Origin of the sequence: Psychrobacillus sp. L3, assembly GCF_042945595.1 — a bacterium.
Classification (GTDB): Bacteria; Bacillota; Bacilli; order Bacillales_A; family Planococcaceae; genus Psychrobacillus.
On record NZ_CP168493.1, the window covers coordinates 1,772,052 to 1,791,841 of the forward strand.

The 19,790-nt window shown below is 31.7% G+C and carries 29 protein-coding genes and 1 pseudogene; 27 read left to right on the forward strand and 3 right to left on the reverse strand.

All coding sequences use genetic code 11. The annotated features are described in order from the left end of the window. The first annotated feature begins 56 nt into the window (after positions 1-56). From ACEPXD_RS08520 to ACEPXD_RS08530, 3 genes are all read left to right on the forward strand, one after another. Positions 57-452, forward strand: coding sequence for a DUF3139 domain-containing protein (locus tag ACEPXD_RS08520; RefSeq protein WP_391122345.1), 396 nt, complete (start codon positions 57-59; stop codon positions 450-452). A 73-nt stretch (positions 453-525) separates the two neighbouring features. Next, entirely contained in the window at positions 526-990 is a 465-nt protein-coding gene (locus ACEPXD_RS08525; protein WP_391122348.1) for a hypothetical protein, read from the forward strand. 227 nt (positions 991-1,217) lie between these two features. Further along, positions 1,218-1,613 (forward strand): hypothetical protein, encoded by a 396-nt coding sequence (locus ACEPXD_RS08530; RefSeq protein WP_391122351.1) that lies wholly within the window; start codon positions 1,218-1,220, stop codon positions 1,611-1,613. Between the two features lie 72 nt (positions 1,614-1,685). On the opposite strand, the pseudogene ACEPXD_RS08535 reads toward ACEPXD_RS08530, so the two are convergent. After that, a pseudogene (locus ACEPXD_RS08535) lies at positions 1,686-2,525 on the reverse strand (tyrosine-type recombinase/integrase). Positions 2,526-2,682: 157 nt separating this feature from the next. On the opposite strand from ACEPXD_RS08535, the gene ACEPXD_RS08540 reads away from it, so the two are divergent. After that, positions 2,683-3,168, forward strand: a complete 486-nt coding sequence (locus tag ACEPXD_RS08540; RefSeq protein WP_391122354.1) for a hypothetical protein — start codon at positions 2,683-2,685, stop codon at positions 3,166-3,168. Between the two features lie 179 nt (positions 3,169-3,347). Next, positions 3,348-3,887 carry a DJ-1/PfpI family protein gene (locus tag ACEPXD_RS08545; RefSeq protein WP_391122357.1) on the forward strand — a complete coding sequence of 180 codons (540 nt, stop codon included), beginning with the start codon at positions 3,348-3,350 and terminating at the stop codon, positions 3,885-3,887. A gap of 75 nt (positions 3,888-3,962) precedes the next feature. Here the strand turns inward: ACEPXD_RS08545 and ACEPXD_RS08550 are convergent, their stop codons facing one another. After that, the gene (locus tag ACEPXD_RS08550) at positions 3,963-4,358 is read right to left on the reverse strand and encodes a DUF3888 domain-containing protein (RefSeq protein ID WP_391122360.1); all 396 of its coding nucleotides are present in this window, start codon (positions 4,356-4,358) and stop codon (positions 3,963-3,965) included. A 252-nt stretch (positions 4,359-4,610) separates the two neighbouring features. On the opposite strand from ACEPXD_RS08550, the gene ACEPXD_RS08555 reads away from it, so the two are divergent. The 13 genes from ACEPXD_RS08555 to ACEPXD_RS08615 all read left to right on the forward strand — a co-directional run bounded on the left by ACEPXD_RS08555 (position 4,611) and on the right by ACEPXD_RS08615 (position 11,404). Next, the gene (locus ACEPXD_RS08555; RefSeq protein WP_391122363.1) at positions 4,611-4,958 is read left to right on the forward strand and encodes a peptidylprolyl isomerase; all 348 of its coding nucleotides are present in this window, start codon (positions 4,611-4,613) and stop codon (positions 4,956-4,958) included. 205 nt (positions 4,959-5,163) lie between these two features. After that, a complete protein-coding gene (locus ACEPXD_RS08560; protein ID WP_391117126.1) occupies positions 5,164-5,415 on the forward strand; it encodes a hypothetical protein in 252 nt (83 codons plus the stop codon). 130 nt (positions 5,416-5,545) lie between these two features. Further along, complete coding sequence (locus tag ACEPXD_RS08565; RefSeq protein ID WP_391117125.1) at positions 5,546-5,743, forward strand: hypothetical protein; 198 nt, start codon at positions 5,546-5,548, stop codon at positions 5,741-5,743. 141 nt (positions 5,744-5,884) lie between these two features. Next, positions 5,885-6,463 (forward strand): hypothetical protein, encoded by a 579-nt coding sequence (locus ACEPXD_RS08570; protein ID WP_391117123.1) that lies wholly within the window; start codon positions 5,885-5,887, stop codon positions 6,461-6,463. A gap of 192 nt (positions 6,464-6,655) precedes the next feature. After that, on the forward strand, positions 6,656-7,672 hold the full coding sequence (locus ACEPXD_RS08575) for a hypothetical protein (protein ID WP_391122366.1): 1,017 nt from the start codon (positions 6,656-6,658) through the stop codon (positions 7,670-7,672). A 346-nt stretch (positions 7,673-8,018) separates the two neighbouring features. Next, a complete protein-coding gene (locus ACEPXD_RS08580) occupies positions 8,019-8,429 on the forward strand; it encodes a hypothetical protein (protein ID WP_391122369.1) in 411 nt (136 codons plus the stop codon). Between the two features lie 145 nt (positions 8,430-8,574). Beyond that, positions 8,575-8,820 (forward strand): hypothetical protein, encoded by a 246-nt coding sequence (locus ACEPXD_RS08585; protein ID WP_391122372.1) that lies wholly within the window; start codon positions 8,575-8,577, stop codon positions 8,818-8,820. A 252-nt stretch (positions 8,821-9,072) separates the two neighbouring features. After that, on the forward strand, positions 9,073-9,534 hold the full coding sequence (locus tag ACEPXD_RS08590; protein ID WP_391122375.1) for a DUF4362 domain-containing protein: 462 nt from the start codon (positions 9,073-9,075) through the stop codon (positions 9,532-9,534). 157 nt (positions 9,535-9,691) lie between these two features. Next, positions 9,692-10,063: a YxiJ family protein gene (locus tag ACEPXD_RS08595; protein ID WP_391122378.1), complete on the forward strand. Its 372-nt coding sequence runs from the start codon at positions 9,692-9,694 to the stop codon at positions 10,061-10,063. Between the two features lie 155 nt (positions 10,064-10,218). Next, complete coding sequence (locus ACEPXD_RS08600) at positions 10,219-10,434, forward strand: hypothetical protein (RefSeq protein WP_391122381.1); 216 nt, start codon at positions 10,219-10,221, stop codon at positions 10,432-10,434. 172 nt (positions 10,435-10,606) lie between these two features. Further along, the gene (locus tag ACEPXD_RS08605) at positions 10,607-10,798 is read left to right on the forward strand and encodes a hypothetical protein (protein ID WP_391122383.1); all 192 of its coding nucleotides are present in this window, start codon (positions 10,607-10,609) and stop codon (positions 10,796-10,798) included. A gap of 143 nt (positions 10,799-10,941) precedes the next feature. Further along, positions 10,942-11,208, forward strand: coding sequence for a hypothetical protein (locus tag ACEPXD_RS08610; RefSeq protein WP_391122386.1), 267 nt, complete (start codon positions 10,942-10,944; stop codon positions 11,206-11,208). Positions 11,209-11,275: 67 nt separating this feature from the next. Beyond that, entirely contained in the window at positions 11,276-11,404 is a 129-nt protein-coding gene (locus tag ACEPXD_RS08615; protein ID WP_391122389.1) for a hypothetical protein, read from the forward strand. 30 nt (positions 11,405-11,434) lie between these two features. On the opposite strand, the gene ACEPXD_RS08620 is transcribed toward ACEPXD_RS08615, so the two are convergent. Then, on the reverse strand, positions 11,435-11,836 hold the full coding sequence (locus tag ACEPXD_RS08620) for a DUF3888 domain-containing protein (RefSeq protein WP_391122392.1): 402 nt from the start codon (positions 11,834-11,836) through the stop codon (positions 11,435-11,437). A 196-nt stretch (positions 11,837-12,032) separates the two neighbouring features. On the opposite strand from ACEPXD_RS08620, the gene ACEPXD_RS08625 reads away from it, so the two are divergent. The 9 genes from ACEPXD_RS08625 (at position 12,033) to ACEPXD_RS08665 (ending at position 19,708) form a co-directional block, all read left to right on the forward strand. Further along, entirely contained in the window at positions 12,033-12,323 is a 291-nt protein-coding gene (locus tag ACEPXD_RS08625; RefSeq protein WP_391122394.1) for a DUF5316 domain-containing protein, read from the forward strand. Between the two features lie 168 nt (positions 12,324-12,491). Continuing rightward, positions 12,492-12,830: a hypothetical protein gene (locus ACEPXD_RS08630; protein ID WP_391122397.1), complete on the forward strand. Its 339-nt coding sequence runs from the start codon at positions 12,492-12,494 to the stop codon at positions 12,828-12,830. 174 nt (positions 12,831-13,004) lie between these two features. Then, positions 13,005-13,835: a DUF3888 domain-containing protein gene (locus ACEPXD_RS08635; RefSeq protein WP_391122400.1), complete on the forward strand. Its 831-nt coding sequence runs from the start codon at positions 13,005-13,007 to the stop codon at positions 13,833-13,835. A 353-nt stretch (positions 13,836-14,188) separates the two neighbouring features. Further along, positions 14,189-14,524, forward strand: coding sequence for a hypothetical protein (locus ACEPXD_RS08640; RefSeq protein ID WP_391122403.1), 336 nt, complete (start codon positions 14,189-14,191; stop codon positions 14,522-14,524). A gap of 214 nt (positions 14,525-14,738) precedes the next feature. Continuing rightward, positions 14,739-15,611, forward strand: coding sequence for a DUF2785 domain-containing protein (locus ACEPXD_RS08645; RefSeq protein ID WP_391122406.1), 873 nt, complete (start codon positions 14,739-14,741; stop codon positions 15,609-15,611). 1,052 nt (positions 15,612-16,663) lie between these two features. After that, positions 16,664-17,167: a hypothetical protein gene (locus tag ACEPXD_RS08650; protein ID WP_391122409.1), complete on the forward strand. Its 504-nt coding sequence runs from the start codon at positions 16,664-16,666 to the stop codon at positions 17,165-17,167. Positions 17,168-17,328: 161 nt separating this feature from the next. Then, positions 17,329-17,886, forward strand: coding sequence for a hypothetical protein (locus tag ACEPXD_RS08655; RefSeq protein WP_391122412.1), 558 nt, complete (start codon positions 17,329-17,331; stop codon positions 17,884-17,886). A gap of 264 nt (positions 17,887-18,150) precedes the next feature. Next, positions 18,151-18,681, forward strand: coding sequence for an RNA polymerase sigma factor (locus tag ACEPXD_RS08660; protein ID WP_391122415.1), 531 nt, complete (start codon positions 18,151-18,153; stop codon positions 18,679-18,681). Continuing rightward, on the forward strand, positions 18,662-19,708 hold the full coding sequence (locus ACEPXD_RS08665; RefSeq protein ID WP_391122418.1) for a DUF4030 domain-containing protein: 1,047 nt from the start codon (positions 18,662-18,664) through the stop codon (positions 19,706-19,708). Before ACEPXD_RS08660 ends, ACEPXD_RS08665 begins: the two co-directional genes overlap by 20 nt. The last annotated feature ends 82 nt before the right edge of the window (positions 19,709-19,790 follow it).

The window sequence follows — 19,790 nt, forward strand, 5'->3', positions numbered from 1 at the left end:
TTGAAGAAGGAAGTAATGAATGTAATGAAGAATGGTACAAGACAAGGGGTGTTTTTATGTTTAAAAACGGTGAGATTTTAAGTAAGAAAGTAATAATAATTTTACTCATGTTTCTTGTGCTTATCTGTGGGATTTTCTTCATACATCTGAAAATAGAAAACACAAAAACTGAATATGAAAAGAGAGTTACTAGTTATCTTGTGAATGAAAAGGGATATGAAAAGAAAGAGATAAAATCTGTTGAAGGAATATATGGAGTAAAATTGCCTCCATATTATGTAGTTGTAGTTTTTGAAGATGAACCTTATGTGAAATATATCTATTATGCACATGACGGGGTTAACCAAATGGAGTATATTCTCACTAATGAGGCGATAAAGCTTAATATAAATAAATCTGAATTAAAACATTACTATCCTTTTAGTGAAATTGATAAATATATAATAGAATAAATCCATTTACCCTTGTTCAACTAACGCCGCAGTTTAGTTCAATAAGGTCATAATGGAAAATTAGGGGGAGAAGATGAAGAAAGGAAAATTGTTGTTAATCATATTAATTATCTTGCTCGGTGTAATATTTGGCTGTTCAGTTAATAAAGTCGAATTTGATGACAAAAATATTATTTTTAATGTTGTTAAAACCGAGTCAACCGATGAGTATGAATCTTATTCGATTGAAATATCAAATAAAACTGGATTTGATTTAACTCATCTTACGTTTTATTTAAGTTACCCGATAAAAACATCCAATGGATCAAAAGGTAATCCTTTTGCGGTTGAAGGAAAAACTAATACAAATAGACCAATAAATTTAAAATCAGGTGAGACAATAACTTTTTCAATTTTTGCACCTATTAAAGAGGTTTTTGGTGAATCCCAACTACTTAAATTTGAAGATCCAAGTATTAAGTTGCAAGGGTATTATAAAGATGGAAAAGAGGAAATCCCATTTGGTATTGTTGGTGGATTGAGCGTTTTTGTTAATTAATATTCAAATTCGTTCTTCAACTAACGGGTGCTTTACTTCAATAGGGAGTAAAGCCTTTTTTACTAACGCAGCAGGTTAGTTCAACAAACATTTAAAGAATTCCTAAACGACGCTTTGGAAAGTTTTTAATCTATGTATCAAGATACTTTCAAACTTAAATTAAATTGAATATTCATAAAATTATAGTACAATATTTGATATATACAATTATTGATAGGGGGATATGAATGAAAAAGAAATTAAGATTTTTACTATTAACAACATTGGTTTGTGGTATTTTTTCATTTTCAAATAACTCTTATGCAGTGACACAGGAGAAAGAATTAATTGACGTCTTCCATTCTAGGGAGGTTCAAACTCTAACAGTTTTAAATTCTCAAGGTGTTTCCTACTTAACTACGGAAAAATATTTACAGACACCTTCTGGATTACCTATTTATAAAACTGAATTATTTTATACCGATTTAGATGAATTACGACAACAACCCGAATTCTTCGAATTTACAAAAGATGTTGAAGGGCATTTGTATAAAGGTACTCTAAAATTATATCGAACCGATAAGCAGGACGACGATAGCTGGAAAGCTATGTATAGCGGGGTAATCTCTAGAGTCGAATTGTGAGTTTTTTCACTTAAACTAACGGGTGCTTTAGTCAAGTGGAGCAACGTCTTTTATGACGTTGCTCCTTTTACATTAAAAGTACTTCTGATAATACTCCTTCCTTAACCTTCCGCTTAACTGTGCGTAGATTCTTGTGGTCTCACTTTTCTCATGTCCCATAAGACTTTGTATCACTTCAATAGGAGCTCCGTTATTCAACAAATGAGTTGCTTAGCTGTGTCTAAGTTGGTGTGGATGAATCTCTTTATTAATTTCCGCACGATTGGAAATCCGCTTGATGATGTATCGCATTTGGGCGACACTCATTTTATGTGGCTGTCTGGCTGTTACAAAAATAGCAGAATTATGATCATTACGGCTTTCTATATAGCGTTTAAGCCATATGTCGCAACGTGTATTAAAATAAACTTCCCTTTCCTTGTCGCCTTTTCCTCTAACGATCGCGGATTGATTGGACCAATTAATATGGTTTTTTTCTAACGCAACTACTTCTCCAATTCGACAACCGGTAGAAAACATGAATTCAAAAATTGCTTTTTCCATTGGGGAATGACAGGATTCCCGCAGGTGTTCAATCTCCCGTTCGGTTAAATACTTGGGTATCCGTTTCCCTACTTTAGGTTCTTTAATTTTGGAGGTTGGATTCTTACTCAGATAGCCTTCTTCATGGGACCAACGAAAAAATGATTTCATAAAGCGGATACGATGTGCAAGACTGGCCGGTTTTAAATGTTTGCCGGATATAGCGAGATATTCTTTCAGTTGACTTGTATCCAGTAATTCCATCTCTACATCCTTAAAATAATCAATTAGTAGCAAAGACTGTAACAAGTAAGCCTTCAACGTTTGTGGAGAGAAACCCTCTATTCGCTTATCCGCTTCAAACGAAGCCCATGCTTTTGACAGTAACAATTCTATTCCCCCTAAAATAGTAATATTAAAAGGATTATTACCAATTTAATAGAATTATAGACATAAGGTGTTTTTAAATAACGCCGCAGTTTAGTTCAACAAGAAGTGAAACTTTTTAGTGGAATTAATCTCTAATTTAGAAAAAGGAGGGATGTTTTTGAGAACAATACTTTTATTTTTAGCAATGGTCCTCTTTTCTGCACTTTGTATAACGGGTTGTTCTAACGGTAGCAGTGAAATGGATAGAGAAGTGAAAGCAAGTGAAAATGAATTTCCCCCATCTATGGCAGGTTCAATAAATGTAAATGATAAAGAGTATGAAATGGTAGTTGGAAATTATAGATGGGAAAGAAAACAAGGTATAGATACTCAAGTTGTAGAAACCGATGCAGCATCTCCATACCAAATAGCTGAATATTTTAATGCCATTATGGTAGAACCAAACACAAATATAAATATTGAGATTGAAGAAAATCCTAGGGTATCCCTTTTCCTATGGAATGGAAACGGAAGGGAAAAAGAAGTTAAGTTAAAAAACAATCAATTATTGGCACCGACTAGTAAAGGTCAGTATATCTATGAGGTATTAGCGAAATGGTCAAATGGTGAAGTATCCTACACTTTTGTGGTAGAGGTTTTATAAAAGACCACTATGCCAATTCTTGTTCAACTACCGGGTGCTTTACTTCAAGAAGGAGTAAAGCCTTTTTTCTTCTTGAACTAAAGGGGAAGGTTAGTTCAATAAGCAATGTGTATTGTAATATATAATTGAAATTATCTTTATTATGTTTAAACAGAGATATTAGGTAGGGGAGATTCTTAGTGAAGAAAACAGCTGTATTATTATATCCGCAATTTAGCGAATATGAATTAACTGTAGCGTTATCCATTTTAATGCAAGGAAAGAAACCAGTCATTACTGTTGGTTTAAACAAGCAATCAATAAAAGGTGAGTCAGGTTTATCTTGTGTAGCGGACGCTACTGTTGATGAAATTAACTTTGAAGAAATAGACAGTCTCTTATTACCCGGGTGTATGGATATCATGTCGCTATATGATGAAGAAAGATTATTCGATTTCATTAAACAAGTAACAACTAAAGAAACAGTGATTGCAAGTATATCTAGTTCTCCATTTCTATTAGCAAAAGCAGGTGTTTTAAAAGGTAAAAAATATACTGTAGGGATGACAGTAGAAAATATGGAGAATTCCGGTGTATTCGAAATAGAAAATTATTCAGAAGACATAGTAGTGCAAGATGGTAACCTAATTACTGCAAGAGGACGAGGATTTGTTAGATTTGGAAAATATTTAGGGGAAGCGTTAAACCTTGAATTTGATGAAAGATGGTACCAGGAATAATTTAATGTTTTTTAACTAACGCAGCAGTTTAGTTTAACAAGAGAACACAACTTCAATACACAAAAGCAACCTTGTTTACAAAGGTTGCCTACATTTATCTATTTGATTTTCCTTTAACCTTTTACTTTTAAAATTAATAACATGCCAATCTTTATAATCGCTATTACTAAAAGTGATGGTTACTAAATCATTAGGAGGGTTGTGAGCACCTTCAAAAGTAGTAACTTGTACTGTTACATCAAAAAAATAACTTCCTTGCTGTGTTTTTTTAATTTGTATTATATTAGCACAATAATACTGTTTGAGTTCGCCGAAATGTTTCTCTAGCTCCTTATTAATTAGAGGAGTAAACAAAATGTAAATAAGATCATCACGTAAATATATATCTTTGTTATCTACTGTATCTGCTTTAACTGACCAATTAGATAAAAGATACAAGCAAGAAATGCATAAAAATAGCGTTTTTTTCATAGAGATACCTCTCTCTTAAATTTCAGTTAGTTTGCTCAAGAAGAAAACGTTAATGCAAGCATCTGAAAAATAAGAGTAATGAATCTCGTTCAATTAACGGAGTGCTTTACTTCAATATGGAGTAGAGCTTTTTTTACAAACGCAGCAGGTTAGTGGAAGAGTTTTGTTTAACTTGTGTTCAACAATCTGGCCATTTTGTTAAATAAATAAAAATAGAGCGAAGGAGTGAAATAAGTGAAAAAGTTATTTGTAATGATGTTTTTAGTCCTTTCAATTTTGTCAGCTTGTAATTCATCAAAATTAAGTTTAAGTGAAATTGATGGTTTATCAAACGAATTGCAAGATAAAGTTGATTCTAACTTAAGGCTCCAGTCAATTAATGTGAAAAACGGTTCTTATATTATTTTTCATTCAAGTGGAGAAGTAGAAGCTGATTTAGACACACAAGGGAATACAGTAATTATAAAGTTTAATGTACGTAATTCGAAAGATGATGTAGTAAAACAGCATATATATTATTTAACAACTGATTCAAATCATGACGTAATAGACGTTCAAGTAGATGGTGAATCAATACCATTTGATGTGGTAACAATTTAAAATGTTTTTTACTAGGCTAGTTATTTATGAGATTCCGCAAACGAGCGCAATTGTTGAATAGGCTTCACTTTTCTTCTTCAACTAACGGGTGCTTTAGTTGAAGAACATGGGTTGCTTACGCAACTCTTTTTTCTTATTCAACTAACGCAGCAGTTTAGTGTAATAAGACGTTGGATATTACACAAAATTAAAAAGGGGGAATACGATGAAGAACTTGGGAATAATTTTAATCTTTTTAGGTGTTATTCTTATGGGTTTAAGTGGTTTAGAAAAGGTCCTTATTTTTACTGCATTTAAAGGTGAAATTCATCAAATGCAGGCTATTATTAATTTAACACCATCATATATATGGAGTATAACGAATATTACATTTGGATTTGGACTTATTTCTATTATTATTGGCGTAGTTTTATTTTTTAAAGCGTTTAGAACTCAAAACAATAAAAAATTTCTTTGAGTACCTAAAATCATCTTAAAGTAACGAGTGCTTTACTTCAATAAGGAGTAGAGCCTTTTTTACTAACGCTACAGTTTAGTTCAATAAGAATGATATAATATTATTATCTTAACAACAGGGAGGTATTAAAATGATAAATGGTGGTAACGGAATGTTTACTCTATTAGCTTTATTACCTTTTATTTTTAATTTAGCTCTAATTATTTTTGGTATTTATTTTGTAATTAAAGTAGTAAAATTCATGGATACTAAAATAAAATTAGACCAAGAAAAAAATGAAAAGATTGTTCAATTAATTAAAGTTATCAATCAAGAAAAAAGTGAATAACTACATACCCTTGTTGAAATTTTCAGTGGCATTACCTAATGAGTTGGTAATGCTTTTTCTTATTGAACTAAAGGTGCAGTTTAGTTTAATAAATATTTGGGTTTTTACGGTACATTACAATTTTTCAATAGGGGGGATTTAATGAAAAAAAAACATTTTAAAATGCTAATAATTGGTGTAGGTACAATTGCATTTATACTTTGGATAAGTGGATGGCTTAATCTATGGATAAATGGAATTAGTGTTATTGCCAACGATATTGAAGGTTATCGATTACATTCATATCCAGTTGATGGAGAATATTCTGTTAAGATTGATTTGAATAATATTGATAGTAATGAGGGGAAAGTGCTTTATGATGATGGGGAGAACCAAGTTTACGTAGAAAAAGTATTGGTCAATGGTCAATCAGAAGTATACTTTAGGTCGAGTGGAAATTATAGTTTAAGAGGGGCAACATTAGTATCTGGAAATGAACATGCACGAATCGATAATGGTTTTACATCTATTAATCATGTTAACGCAACAGCAACATATCAAGGTGAATCTTTTAAAATATACCAATCTGGTTCATCTGGTCTAAATTATAGGGATGGAGATTCATTTGGATTTTATTTGTTGTTAACGGATGATAAAGGCGTAGATGTTGATATTGAAAAAGATTCCATTATAGAAGTTAAACTTTCAAATTTATATATGCATAATTGGGAAAAGAAATAAATGCTTGCTTTATAGCTCTCTTCAACTAACGGGTGCTTTAGCAGAACAAGAGGCTGCCGTTAGAGGTAGCTTTCTCTTATCGAACTAACGCAGCAGGTTAGTTCAATAAGGTTTAAATTGAAATTACGGAATATTCATGGAATTTTGTAACTTATATTAAAGATAATAGTCTAATAATTAGGAGGTGTTATCATGAAAATTTTTAAAAAAATGATCTTTATTTCAGTATTTGCTTTGTTACTATCTGCTTGTAGTAACTCCATATCTCAAAAAGGGGACCCTGATAGTCAATTCACATCTCTTAAAGGCTGTCCTGATGCAGAAATTGAATGGGTGGATATGCTGATGATTGATGATATAAAATACGAGCATCATTTTCCAGAACCAGCGAATGAAAATCTTCCTATAACGATTGAAAAAGGCAGAGAAGTTGGTAAGGTGACTTATGAGATGGCTGATAGTGCATGTAGTAATCACAAGATGCAAAATGGTGATGCGGCATTTTTAAAAGAAGGAACAATCATTTATGAAATAAAAGGATATCCAACTTCCTTCGTAGTTGCTGCAAATGATGTTATATATGTAGCCAACACAAATAAAAAGGCGAAAACGGCAGGAGAACTTTACCCTATGGATAAGTTGGTGAAGAATATCTATATTCAAAGCACCGAAGATGGCAAGAGAATGCATACATTCTCACAGTTTTCTAAGGATAAATTCCTTGCCGCATTTTATGACTTAAAATTAGAAGATGTACAGTCATTAATAGATGTAGGAAAGCTAGAAGGTACTCGCCTATTTTTAGAGATTGAACTTAATAACGGCGTTTCATTTAGGCTACTTTATTGGGGTGATTCCAATACATTTCATATAGGAGCAATTGGGAACGATGAAATAAAGGAAGTAATTAACGACGAAGTAACAAATCTAAGTAACAATGAGTCAACAAGGATAATATCTGAAAATCTTCAAACTATTGCTTTTAATAGTTTAACAGACATGGAGAAGAAGGAAATTGAGAACAAAGAGAAGGCTGAGATAGAAAAGATTGAGGAAGTTCCTGAAAACACAGACCTTGTAATTAATGATTATGATAAAAACAATATCTACTCAGTTAAGTTTAAGAGTACTAATCAAGATTTGGGAGATATAGTTGTATTTGTAGATAATGTTAACAAAAAGACTATTGGAATTCTCCTTAGAAAATAAAATATAAGTTGTAAACTGTTTTTCTTCTTCAACTACCATGAAAATAAGTTTCTTCAATTATAGAAAAATGACAACACTGAAAAAGACCCTAATCAATCGTTAAAAAAAGAGGAGAGCGTGTATTAATTAGCCTATGTTTTTCAGTGGACTACTAGTATTGACTCATCGAAACATTTTCATTCTCTGTGGTGCAGCACTATTTTTGTGCTGCATGGATGGCTAACGGGTGCTTTACTTTAAGAGGGGTAAAGCCTTTTTTTTATTAAACTAAAGCAGCAGTTTGGATTAATAATCAATAACAATGTGGAGAGAATAAAGAGTAGACATAAATCAGAGGTGAATCTTGATGGTTAAGCGATACTTAGTCTTATTGGGATTTTTGTTGATTGTTCTTACTCTTACGCAAGTTGTTGTTAAATCAGAAACCAATTCAGAAGTAGAAGGCTTCTATGTCACAACGGAGGATATTATTTTAGATATTATTTTACCAATTATTGACGAAAGAGTGATGAAGGAGTATGGACAGAATACTCTTAGTTGGCATTGGAATAGAATCGTTGGTATAACTTACAACGACAATCATTCTTACGATGTTACTGTAAAAATCGAAATCGCTACGAAAAATCTTGATGAATCGAAAGAAGATATTGTTAAGGTAAGAATATCCCCATCCTGTGATAGTAACAGCATTAATAAACAGATATGTAATCATGATTTCAAAATTGAAATACTAGATTATAAACATTCGTCCCCATGAGAATTTGCATCCTTTTATTCAACTAACGGGTGCTTAGTTGAACAAGGGGATGCCTGTAAGGGTAGCTATTTCATCAAAATAAAATGAATGTTCCGAAAATTAAATAAGTTAGTTATAATGATATTAGAAGGAGGAGTAGGAGCTAATGAAGAAAAAAAATTATCTGTATATGTTTCTTGGCTTATTTTTAGCATTGACTATCGTCCCTGGCGTGTCTATGTGGTTAGGATTTTCTACACCATCTCAAGGAATCGCCCGTATGTTCACTGCTGTTTTAGGTGAATCAAGTTTAGTTAATGATATAATCGCTTTCAGTGTTTTGGGAGTGTTCATTGCATTAGTTATTTTAGGGGCATCAAAAGTAATGAAGAAAATGGAAAAAACTACTTAAATTTTGTTCATTTAGATTTCAAGCTAATTAAATAGTGCAAAGAGGAGCAAGAAACTAATCCAGTTTTTCGCTCTTTTTTAATGCTATGACATTTAATCATTGTACTTAAACTAACGGGTGCTTTAGCAGAACAAGGCTGTCAGTAGACTAGTTTTATTCCTATTCAACTAAAGCGGCAGTTTAGTGTAAGAAGGATAGAAGGGAAATAAGTGCATTAAAACGAATTTTAACGCTATAAGGGAGTGATGATATTTGAAAAAAATTAATTTAATTTTGTCTTTAACACTTTTATCAACGGCAATGGTGTTACTTGGTTGCCAACAGGAGAGTGAAACTAGCAATCCAAAGAAACCTTATTCTTCTGAGGTGGCAATAGAGAATGGAGTTGTAGTCAATCTTCATGGAGAAATTAGTAACTTAGATAAATTTGAGAACTTTATAGAAAATGTTGAGAGTGGTACTAAAGATGAAATTCGTATCACAATGTACACTATTGAAGGAGCCCCAATTTTCTATAATTTAAATTATGAAGGTAACAAAATTCAATATACTTATGATAATTCACAAGATGGATATGCAGGTTCTGGAAAAGGAATAGAAAGTACGTCTTGTTCTTATATAGAATCAAGAAACACTGATAATGGGGTTGAGTACCATTTAAGTGAGTGTTCTTCGGAAATTGGAAATAACTTTTACTTTCGAGTTTCGGAATAAAGAAAAGTAGTAATAATGTGAAATATTTTACTTAAATTAACGGGTGCTTTACTTCAAGAAGGAGTAAAGCCTTTTTTCTTATTGAACTAAAGCAGCAGGTTAACACAATAAGAAAACGTGGTAAAATAGATAAACGATTTACATAGTGGAGGAAAATATGGATAGTATCGTAAAACAACTAACTGATATTGAAAAAGAATTGAGTAAGCCATTTCCTTATAGAGATACCAATAAAATACAAGAAGATTTTTCTGAGGATTTTTCAATGTTATTAGAAGATGAAGATTGTCTTACTGCTGATTTTAATACTTACTGTATGAATATTGCTGGTACTCTAAGTTATGTTTTGGTTGAGCAAACAAGCCAAGTACCTAAGCATAATATTAAGGATTTAGAGATGACCTTCTTTCAACATTTTAAACAATACAAATTTCTCGAAGATAAAATTGATAACTATAAAGAGTTCTTTCAGGAGTACAAAAATTTCGAGAAAACAAGACAATTGTTACTACTATTGCTAAAAAAATAATTATTTCTTCTTCAACTAACGGGTGCTTTAGTTCAATAAGGAGTAAAGCCTTTTTTACTAACGACACAGTTTAGTTGAAAAAGGAGATACTTATTTGAAACGTATTTGAAATCTATTTTTGCTGATATTTATACTTGCTTTAAGGGGGAGTATTTTTGAAAAATACAAAGTTAAGAATAGTATGGATTATTCCTAATGTATTTTGTTACTTGATACTATTTGGATTGTCCGTGTGGGTAGTAGTTAATGGCAAAGTATTACAAGAATTCAATACATTATATATTTACGTTATATTTATGTTTTTACAGTTGTTAGTGTCAGTATTAGGTAGTTACCGAATTTGGACGTGGATAAAAGAAGGCAAAATGTAAAAAATATTATTATGCTAACGGGTGCTTTACTTCAATAAGGAGTAGAGCCTTTTTTTTTACTAACCCAGCAGTTTAGTTGAATAAGAACTATGCAAAATTCAAAGGTTTTTTAACTGAGATACAGAATAAGTACTGTTAATATTGTAAGGGGAGAATGGAGGGTATTTTAATTATGGAAGGGTTTATAAGTATTGTGTTTATGATTATTGGATTGCTTGTATTATATTATGTAATACAGGCAGCAGTTACTAAAGGAATTAACAATTCAATAGTTGGGAAATTACTTGAAGGAAAAGATGAAAGTTTAAGTGTTAATGAACTTCTTAATAAATATGGAAAAATAGAAGAGAACAAAAAGAGTTAACACTAAAGTTAGATTTAGATATATCCTGAAGACGTTAACCAACATACTTGATTCATATAGTTTGTGAAGGGGTGTACTTAAACTAACAGGTGCGATTGTTGAATAAGCGTTTTGAATAAATATTATTAAAACGGGGGTGAATAATGATGACGAAAAACTACGCACTATACGGACTTATTGCATTGAGTATAATTCTTACCATTTCAGGCTTTATCCAACTATTGAATAGCATTGAAAATGCTATTCATTCTGCAAATGATTATATATCTACGGGTGGGAGTGCGGAAACATTTATACCTATAACCAATGGATATATTGCAACTAATGTTACTAAGGGTGGAATTATGTTTTTTGTAGGTCTAATATTCCTTTGTGTTTCTATTCTTAACCTATCCAAGAAATTGAACTAACGGGTGCTTTACTTCATTAAGGGAAGCTATAAAATTGGCACAAATGTGATGTTTGAACACCTTAACGATGATAATCTTAGAAGTAGAGCAGGCTTGCTTCTTTTCACCATGTTCTAAAGGAGACAACGGGAACTTTGATGCAGCATTAAAGTATGGTGAAACACCAATTAGCTATGAATTCACTATTAAAAATTAAATGAGGGGATTTATCCCCTCACTTATTTCGTTAACTTTTGCATATTTTTTTCGCTTTTTCAATTGGAACATCTTTAGTTTCCTCTACATCAAGAACTTTAAAGACACTAAAAGGTTGCAAGGTAAAATTAATTACATATAAATTAAAGGGTTGATCGTGTGCTCCTTCGTATGTAACTAATTGTACAGTTAATTTATGACTGTTAGTGTTATTATTTATTCTTTCTATATTTAGTATTTTCTCGCAAAAGTAAGCTTTTCCTTTTGTTATATCATAAAAATTATTTTCCAATTGATGTAAGAGACTCTCTTCTAATAGTATTTCCCTATCCACACTTGCTGCCGTACCAAAAGCAGATACTTTTGGTATAAGGTAGATCAACAAAACGAAACATGTAATTAATGTAAATATCCATAGAAATTTTTCTTTCATTAATTTTATCCCTCCATTCCTTTTTATTAATCCCGTAAAATAGAATATAATACATTTTTTAATATATCGTTATACAATAGAGGGATATATGAAATTGTTGAAAAAAGTTATTTTACTAACGCCGCAGGTTAGCACAAGAAGAATGAAACGAAATAGATGTCTAACCGTATAAATAATTAGTAGAGGTGGGATAATCTTGAAGTATTTTCTGTTTGGAATAGGTTTATCACTAATCGGAATTTTAATATCAATAATTCTTTGGGGAATTAATAAAGCATATTTGGTTACAGGAATTATAGGTTTCGTCTTTATCGGAATTTCGATGGTAATGTCAGGTTCAATTGCAAGTGGAGACAGAATGAGGGCGAATTTCGCTACTGAATCAGCAGAAGACAGAAAGGAACGAATTAGAGTAACATCAAACTCGTTACTTATCGGTTTACCTAGCGTTTTAACAGCCGTTTTACTTTATTATTTAACTACCTAGAGTTTGGGACTTCCGATTATGCTACTGAAATAGGGCGACCTTTTCGTTATTCAACTATCGGGTGATTTACTTCAAGAAGGAGTAAAGCCTTTTTTCTTATTGAACTAAAGCGGCAGTTTAGTTGAACAAGAAAAAAATAAGTAATAATAAAACAAGGGGGAAAACTTTATGAAAAAACTATTTATTATCTGTTTAATTGCCTTAGGAATTCTATCAGCTTGTGAAAACACATCCAATGAGTCAACAGGGCAAATATCTGAAAATCTTCAAAATATTGCTTTTAATAGTTTAACAGACATGGAGAAGAAGGAAATTGAGAATAAAGAGAAGGCTGAGATACAAAAGATAGAGGAAGTTCCTGAAAACACAGACCTTGTAATTAATGATTATGATAAAAATAATATCTACTCAGTTAAGTTTAAGAGTACTAATCAAGATTTGGGAGATATAGTTGTATTTGTAGATAATGTTAACAAAAAGACTATTGGAATTCTCCTTAGAAAATAAAATATAAGCAATATTGTTGTAAACTGTTTTTCTTATTCAACTAACGGGTGCTTTACTTCAAGAAGGAGGAAATTCTTTTTCTTATTGAACTAACGAAGCAGTTTAGTTGAAGAATAATTTAAAGACTTTAGGGGAAAATACTCATTAATTAAATCTATATTAAAGGAGTATTCGATGAAGAAAATCCTGACAATATTATCTTTTGTCCTTCTGAGTATCTATATTAATAACCATCAAGTGATTGCGGAAAAACCCCCGAATGAGGACTTATACAAAGATGCATTGTTAACATTAATTTCAGGAAATCTTGATGCCCAAAGTGAGCAACCTGATTATAAACTTATATATGATACATTGATTACATCCCTTGACCCATCCATACAAAAGGAAATTAATAATTACTATGGATATCCCAAACAATATGGTTTATATGATGCTAAGATTTTGAGTATTACAAGAGAGCATGAGGGAAGTTTTGATTTTAATGCAGAAATCCAAATCACAACATTTGAACATGCACATGACCCTCCTAATGGGAAGGAAACAATGACTTTTAATATAAGTCCATTTGGGGTTAAAACCATTAGCTTTAAACATGAGGGAGATAAATTAGAAAAGGATATAAATGAATTTTATAAAGCAACACTTTCAGATATAAAACAGTCTTTTAATTTGAATTTAGAGTCTTACTCTTCTTACACATACAATCAATTGCAATATCAAACAGAATTAAATAATGAATTTAAAACTCTTTTTAATATTGCAGAAGAAATAGTAACCAACATTTTGCTTCCCGAGAGAAAGATACCCTACAAAAATGTTATTGACCCTGTAACCTTTATAAAAGGCAATACAGGTTATATGCTCTTTAAAAAGTCTGATGGTACAAATGTAAATTATCAAGTACAAAAGAAAGATGGTAATTGGATAGTAACAGATGAAAATAGTAAACAAGGTAAGAAAATGGATTATAAATTACCATGGTATGTATGGGAAAAAAATTAAGCCTACTGATTAATTCAGTTAGGCTTTTTTAATAATATAAAATGTGTGTGTATGGTTTCAGTGTGTAGTATTTGAAGCGGGCTTTCAAACTGAATTTTTAGCGGAATTGAAAGATATCGTGTCCTAATCCTTATTCAACTAACGGAGTGCTTTGGCAGAACAAGACCATCATTTCGATGGTCTATTTATTTATCCAAAACATCAATTAAATCTCAGAAATCCATTGTGAAATGTTACACTTAAACTAACGCAGCAGGTTAGTTGAAGAAGAAGATGTTTTTGAATGTATGTTAAAGCGATATATTTATGGAAATTTATTGAAGTTAAAAAGTGTGAAGATAGGGGTGGATACATTGAAGAAAGCAATAACAATAGGTTTAATTTTTGTTTCTATTTTGCTATCAGGATGTAATTCGACCAAATTAAGCAGTGCTGAATTTACAAACACTACACCAGCCGTAATTAAAATGGATAACTTAACTTATCTAATGACCGATGAAGTTTTATCTACTAACGAGGTTGAAGAACAAATAGGAAAAATCACTAAAATTTATGCAATTGTATCTTACCCTGAAGACCAAGACCCATATAAAAGTCCGAGTAAAATTTTTAAAGTAAAGGATATAAATATCGAAGAGTCAATAGCAATTCAAGTTAATGACAAACTATATAAAGTAAATATTAACTAAAAAAACATTAATAATTGAATGTACTTTGGTAAAGTTTTGATACAGCCTTTGCTATTTCTGTAAAGGTATTAACTGTTATCTTATTCGGTTTTTGACACTCTGAAATAAGAGTATTTTGGAAAAGTATCAGAGTTAATAGGATATTCCTTATTCAACTAACGAAGCAGGTTAGTTTAATAAGAATGTTGTTATATTAGAAAAAGGGGTAGATGATATGGAAAGGTTAGAATTAAGTTATAAAAATGCTGTTCCAATGAAGGCGATTGAATTGAAAAAAATCTTAATGGAAATTAAGAGCGGGGGTAGAACTTGGGAAGAAGAAAGTAAAGCTAATATAGTCAAATCTATGGTTGAGCATATCGGCTCAACTGATAGTGAACTTAGAGACAAATTAATTTATAGCTCTTTTTATCAATTAATTATAGAAAGAAATCAAATTGAGCATGAGTTATTAAATGAACTATTAGAATTGTGTTTAAGTGACTTGTTATTTAAAGGAATTGGGGAGAATCAAACTGATACTGTTTTTACAAGGTCATTTACTACCCTTTTAATAGCACTTATTCTATATAGGGATAATGAAGACAACTTTATCTCCCAAGATATGGTATTTAAAATAAAGGATAAATTAATCGATTATATTAACTTGGAGAAGGATTTACGAGGATATATATCTGTAAAAGGCTGGGCTCATAGTATAGCTCATGTAAGTGACGCTATTGATGAACTTGTAAAAAGTTCAAAAATAGATCAGAAATTTTACTTAGAAATATTAAAAGTACTATGGAATAAGGTATTTGTTTCAACTTATGTGTATGTCCACAATGAAGATGAAAGGATTTTAATTCCTATACTAGAAATGCTAAATAACGGATTGGAACAAGAAGAAATAGAAACATTAATACGAAATGTACCAATAGAATTAAAAATTCGAAAAGAACAGATAGAGGAAGAAGAGTATTGGTTCTTATATTCTAACTGTAAGACATTCTTAAAAAGTTTTTATATCAAAGTTAATACAAATAGTGAATTAATATCTCTTCAAAAGAGTATTGAAAAGTGTCTATCCGAAAATTTTTTTTATTAGAAGTTAAGAGTTAAATAGCTAACAGGAGTATTATAACTTTGATGGCAACCACTCTTTTATTATTGAGAAAAAGTAGTTTCATTTTTCGAACAATGGGTTTCTTGATGACTGCTACCTAAATAAATTAGCTTACTATTATCAAATGGAACGGGTGTACAGTTCTCCTCAAAGTATATCTTGACAAGACAATAGCTTCTTCAACTAACGGGTGCTTTAGTAAAAAAACCATTGAGCTGCTTGGGTGGCTCTATTTTCTTATTGAACTAACGCAGCAGGTGTGCGGCCGAGCCTAGGTCGTATCATATAGCGGGTGGGATTCCCGTCGAGAAAGAACTAGCCATTCACTCGTAGCGAGTCTTGGAGGGCTAATGGTAACATTAGCCTTTAAGCGTAGACAGTTAGGTGGCGGGCCGAAAGCCAAATGGTTGAAGGGATTGAGCTCCATAATGTTAGTAATTCGAGAGGGCTGATGCTTTACCTGAAGCAGAAGGCTACATTTTATCCATCGTTAAAGGCAGGAAGGATAAAACCTCTCTGGAGTTAGAGACCTTGGCACGTGACACATTGATATGATACTGCAACTCGGGAGGCCCTACCGGTCTTTTCTTCTTATAGAAGAGTATGGTGTACAAGCGATAATAAGCAAGGAAACCAAATGCCGATGTAGGGAGTCGGATAGCAGCGTAGTACCTATGAAGTTGGGTAATGCCGATGGAGGAAAGGCTGCTACCAAGTTATCACCCTTACTAGTGACACATTTACTACACACAGAGGTAGAGATAATAAATGGAAACTAAACTATTAAGGATAGCAGAATAAGCAAATCTGAACGAAAGAGATTAGGTACATCTTGTGAATGGTGACTTGGAGGAGCCGTGTGCGTAAATAGCGCAAGCACGGTTCTGTGAGGGGGGAGGAACACAATTTACCGCAAGGTAGAGAGGTTCCCTTCTACTCGACTAGTTGAATAAGCAGGAATTATTGATTGGAAGTCGAAATAGTAATTTATAAATGAATTTTTTTTAAAAAGACTTGGTGAAAGGAGTTAGTTTATGAAAAAAAGAATTTACCTATCTAGCATCATAATCATAGCACTTCTTATTGGAATATCTGCTTTGACCATAGTGTTAGGAAATAATGACACTTCTGAAACAAAAGCCGAAGAAATAACCGAAGTTGAAATTGATGATGAATTTCTAAACAGCTTTAATAAAATTTACGTTGCATTGAAACAGAGGTCTCCAAATAATTATTCTTTTAAAAATATGAAATTGCACAACGGGGATCTTTTCTTATTAAATGGAGAAAATAAGGGTTTGGCTTTAAAAAAAGGAGATAGTGTTGAGATAGACCTATCAATCATCCCAGATGGAACAAGTGCTACTGGAGTTGGTTACATATTGAATGGTAATTATACGGAGATTTTTTCTGGTTCCGTTACTGATCAGCTGATGACAGACTTTTATGTAGAAGAGGATGGGGAATATATAATCTGTATTATCGGATTTAATGCAAACTTTATAACAATTAAGAATGGAGTTATTTCAATTAATTAAGTTTGATTAATTGTTTTCAATCGGTTGGTTTAGTAAAAGTACAATTGATTGATTAGGCAACTCTTTTTTCTTCTTAAACTAACGCAGCAGGTTAGTGATAGAAAATCATGTCCTTGTTTCGAGTAAAGTTAATGTTCCAAAAAGTAAAGGAGGTATAAAAAATGAAATTGAGTAAGTATATAATATTAACTTTTTCCTTTTTAATAATTACTCTCTCTGCTTGTTCATCAACTGAAAACTCAATATCCAATGAAATCGAAGGGATAGAATTAAAATTAACCATCAATAAACAAAAAATATCGTCTGATGATGAAGTTAATGCTAAAGTAACGTTAACAAACCACAATGATACACAGAGAGAAATTTTTGTACCAATCCAAAAAGATATAGATGAAGGGATATCAGCCGTAATGGTTGAACGAAAAGGTGAAATGTTATCGCAATTACTAAATCCAAATAATAATCAAGATATACCAAATATCAAAGGGCGTTCATTCTATGATTTTGTTCTGGTGGAATTAGGGGCTAATGAAACAATTGAACAAGAGTTTCGTTGGAATAAGAAGTTATTAAACCAAGAAAGTATGGAAATTGAAGAAGCGGATAGCGGGGAATATCTACTAAGCACCTTTATTATTTTAGACGAATTAAATAATCAAAAAGAATATTACGAACCTGAAAAGCAATTGATTTCTAAACTAAACTTTACAGTTAAATAACCGTTGTTTTCTCTTTTTCTTATTGTGCTAACGGAGTGCTTTAGTAGAACAAGGCTGGTCAGTTCAATAAGTGTCGTTGGGGGTTGGAGATTTTTCTTAATTCATAGAGGTCTAGGGGCGTTGATCCAACAAGGGATTAATGCTCTTTTTGATTGTTTAATTATTAATCTTGCTGAGATGATAATTTTAATTTCAATTCTTGAAATTAATTGGTTAAAAATGTGACGATTTCATTTTAAATTGCGTCTAAGTATATAGAAAGAGGTGAACAGTTTGGAACAAGAAGAAGTACATAAATGGTTTGATGAATATGGAGAATCCATTTTAACTTATACACTGTTAATGGTGAGAGATTATCAACAAGCAGAGGATTTAACACAAGAGACTTTTATAAAAGCTTATAAAAATCAACACAAATTTGCACAGAAATCTACTGTGAAAACGTGGTTATTCTCTATCGCTTTTAATGTGACAAAAGACTATTATCGGAAAAAACACCCGTTACACCATTATTTGGGTTTAAAAATGGCAGAGAAAGACTACAAACCAATACCTGAACAAATCGTAGAGATGAATGATCAAACTGAACAATTATATAGGTCGCTTCAACAATTAAAGCCTACTTATAGGCATGTAATCATTTTACGGATGTTAAAAGAATTCTCTACAGCAGAATCAGCCCTCGTTCTAAACTGGTCTGAAAGTAAAGTGAAAATGACTTTAAAAAGAGGCTTAGCGGAACTTAAAAATGAATTGATAAAAGGAGGGTTTACCAATGAAAGCTTTCTTAGATGAACAATTTAGTAATTTAGAACAAGAACTAAAAATGAAAGACGAATCCAAAAGTATATTAAGAAATAAAATTTTGCAGAATACACAAATAAGCAAAAAACGTAATATGAGAACTTATACTTGGATTGTAACAGCGATATGTACCTTTGTTTTAATAATGTCGCCTTTCTATTCATCAACGATGGCTAGTCTTGTTGCAAAAATTGTACCAATATCTATTACTCCTAGTTTTTCTGATAGACAACATAATTCCGATTTAACGTCTCAACTGGTTAAATTACTCGAAGAGGAAGGATATAAGGTTAATTCAATTGGGATAATACCATCAACATATACAATTGAAATTTCACTCATTTTGAAAGATTCTACATTGAAAAAGGCAACAGATGACCTTGAACCAAAGATAAAGAATTATCTATATGAAAATGGCTATGACAAATATGAAATAAAAGTTTCAGAAGCAACTGAAGCACCTCCAAACAAGCCATGGGATGAAAGTCTTTTTAACAATGTACGTGAGATTGTGAAGGAAGTATTTGCATCGTATGGATATGCTAAAGAAGCGGATTTTGAATTAGCGGGCCTTACAAAATCATGGTTTTCAAACACTTTCACAATTGATATGCCTGACCATATTCAAGAGTCAACGGAAATTATTGCGGATATCGAAAAAGAAATAGAATCTCAGAATTTAGATGTAAAAGATATTAAAGTAAATACTTTCAACTTTGAACATCTTCGACAAGATAATCGTTGGGCATATATTGCATCTGATATATATGAAGCGATGGCAGGAAAATCGATTTATCAGCTGACGGGGGTATCTTATAAAGTGAAGAAAGGGCATTCCTATGTTTGGATTAAAACAGATTTGGATGAATTACCTTCTGAAGAAATAGTTCGAGAAATTGAATTGGCTATACAAGAATATTTTGCTTTACCAGAAACGAAAGAGCAAATTCAAAATGACAATTACACGATTCAATTATTGTTAAAGAATGAAAAACCATTTGTTAAAATAACAAACTAAATACGAGCTAAACACTTTACTTATAGGGGGTGTCTCATTTTAGTTATTTACAGAGCTATCTGTATTTCACACTTGAAAAGTA

Excerpts from the sequence above, each read along its gene's own strand:
- ACEPXD_RS08520 (WP_391122345.1), top strand. The coding sequence starts at position 57 with ATGTTTAAAAACGGTGAGATTTTAAGTAAGAAAGTAATAATAATTTTA.
- ACEPXD_RS08525 (WP_391122348.1), top strand. The coding sequence starts at position 526 with ATGAAGAAAGGAAAATTGTTGTTAATCATATTAATTATCTTGCTCGGT.
- ACEPXD_RS08530 (WP_391122351.1), top strand. The coding sequence starts at position 1,218 with ATGAAAAAGAAATTAAGATTTTTACTATTAACAACATTGGTTTGTGGT.
- ACEPXD_RS08550 (WP_391122360.1), bottom strand. The coding sequence starts at position 4,358 with ATGAAAAAAACGCTATTTTTATGCATTTCTTGCTTGTATCTTTTATCT.
- ACEPXD_RS08555 (WP_391122363.1), top strand. The coding sequence starts at position 4,611 with ATGATGTTTTTAGTCCTTTCAATTTTGTCAGCTTGTAATTCATCAAAA.
- ACEPXD_RS08560 (WP_391117126.1), top strand. The coding sequence starts at position 5,164 with ATGAAGAACTTGGGAATAATTTTAATCTTTTTAGGTGTTATTCTTATG.
- ACEPXD_RS08565 (WP_391117125.1), top strand. The coding sequence starts at position 5,546 with ATGATAAATGGTGGTAACGGAATGTTTACTCTATTAGCTTTATTACCT.
- ACEPXD_RS08570 (WP_391117123.1), top strand. The coding sequence starts at position 5,885 with ATGAAAAAAAAACATTTTAAAATGCTAATAATTGGTGTAGGTACAATT.
- ACEPXD_RS08575 (WP_391122366.1), top strand. The coding sequence starts at position 6,656 with ATGAAAATTTTTAAAAAAATGATCTTTATTTCAGTATTTGCTTTGTTA.
- ACEPXD_RS08580 (WP_391122369.1), top strand. The coding sequence starts at position 8,019 with ATGGTTAAGCGATACTTAGTCTTATTGGGATTTTTGTTGATTGTTCTT.
- ACEPXD_RS08585 (WP_391122372.1), top strand. The coding sequence starts at position 8,575 with ATGAAGAAAAAAAATTATCTGTATATGTTTCTTGGCTTATTTTTAGCA.
- ACEPXD_RS08595 (WP_391122378.1), top strand. The coding sequence starts at position 9,692 with ATGGATAGTATCGTAAAACAACTAACTGATATTGAAAAAGAATTGAGT.
- ACEPXD_RS08605 (WP_391122383.1), top strand. The coding sequence starts at position 10,607 with ATGGAAGGGTTTATAAGTATTGTGTTTATGATTATTGGATTGCTTGTA.
- ACEPXD_RS08610 (WP_391122386.1), top strand. The coding sequence starts at position 10,942 with ATGATGACGAAAAACTACGCACTATACGGACTTATTGCATTGAGTATA.
- ACEPXD_RS08615 (WP_391122389.1), top strand. The coding sequence starts at position 11,276 with ATGATAATCTTAGAAGTAGAGCAGGCTTGCTTCTTTTCACCATGTTCT.
- ACEPXD_RS08620 (WP_391122392.1), bottom strand. The coding sequence starts at position 11,836 with ATGAAAGAAAAATTTCTATGGATATTTACATTAATTACATGTTTCGTT.
- ACEPXD_RS08630 (WP_391122397.1), top strand. The coding sequence starts at position 12,492 with ATGAAAAAACTATTTATTATCTGTTTAATTGCCTTAGGAATTCTATCA.
- ACEPXD_RS08635 (WP_391122400.1), top strand. The coding sequence starts at position 13,005 with ATGAAGAAAATCCTGACAATATTATCTTTTGTCCTTCTGAGTATCTAT.
- ACEPXD_RS08645 (WP_391122406.1), top strand. The coding sequence starts at position 14,739 with ATGGAAAGGTTAGAATTAAGTTATAAAAATGCTGTTCCAATGAAGGCG.
- ACEPXD_RS08650 (WP_391122409.1), top strand. The coding sequence starts at position 16,664 with ATGAAAAAAAGAATTTACCTATCTAGCATCATAATCATAGCACTTCTT.
- ACEPXD_RS08655 (WP_391122412.1), top strand. The coding sequence starts at position 17,329 with ATGAAATTGAGTAAGTATATAATATTAACTTTTTCCTTTTTAATAATT.
- ACEPXD_RS08665 (WP_391122418.1), top strand. The coding sequence starts at position 18,662 with ATGAAAGCTTTCTTAGATGAACAATTTAGTAATTTAGAACAAGAACTA.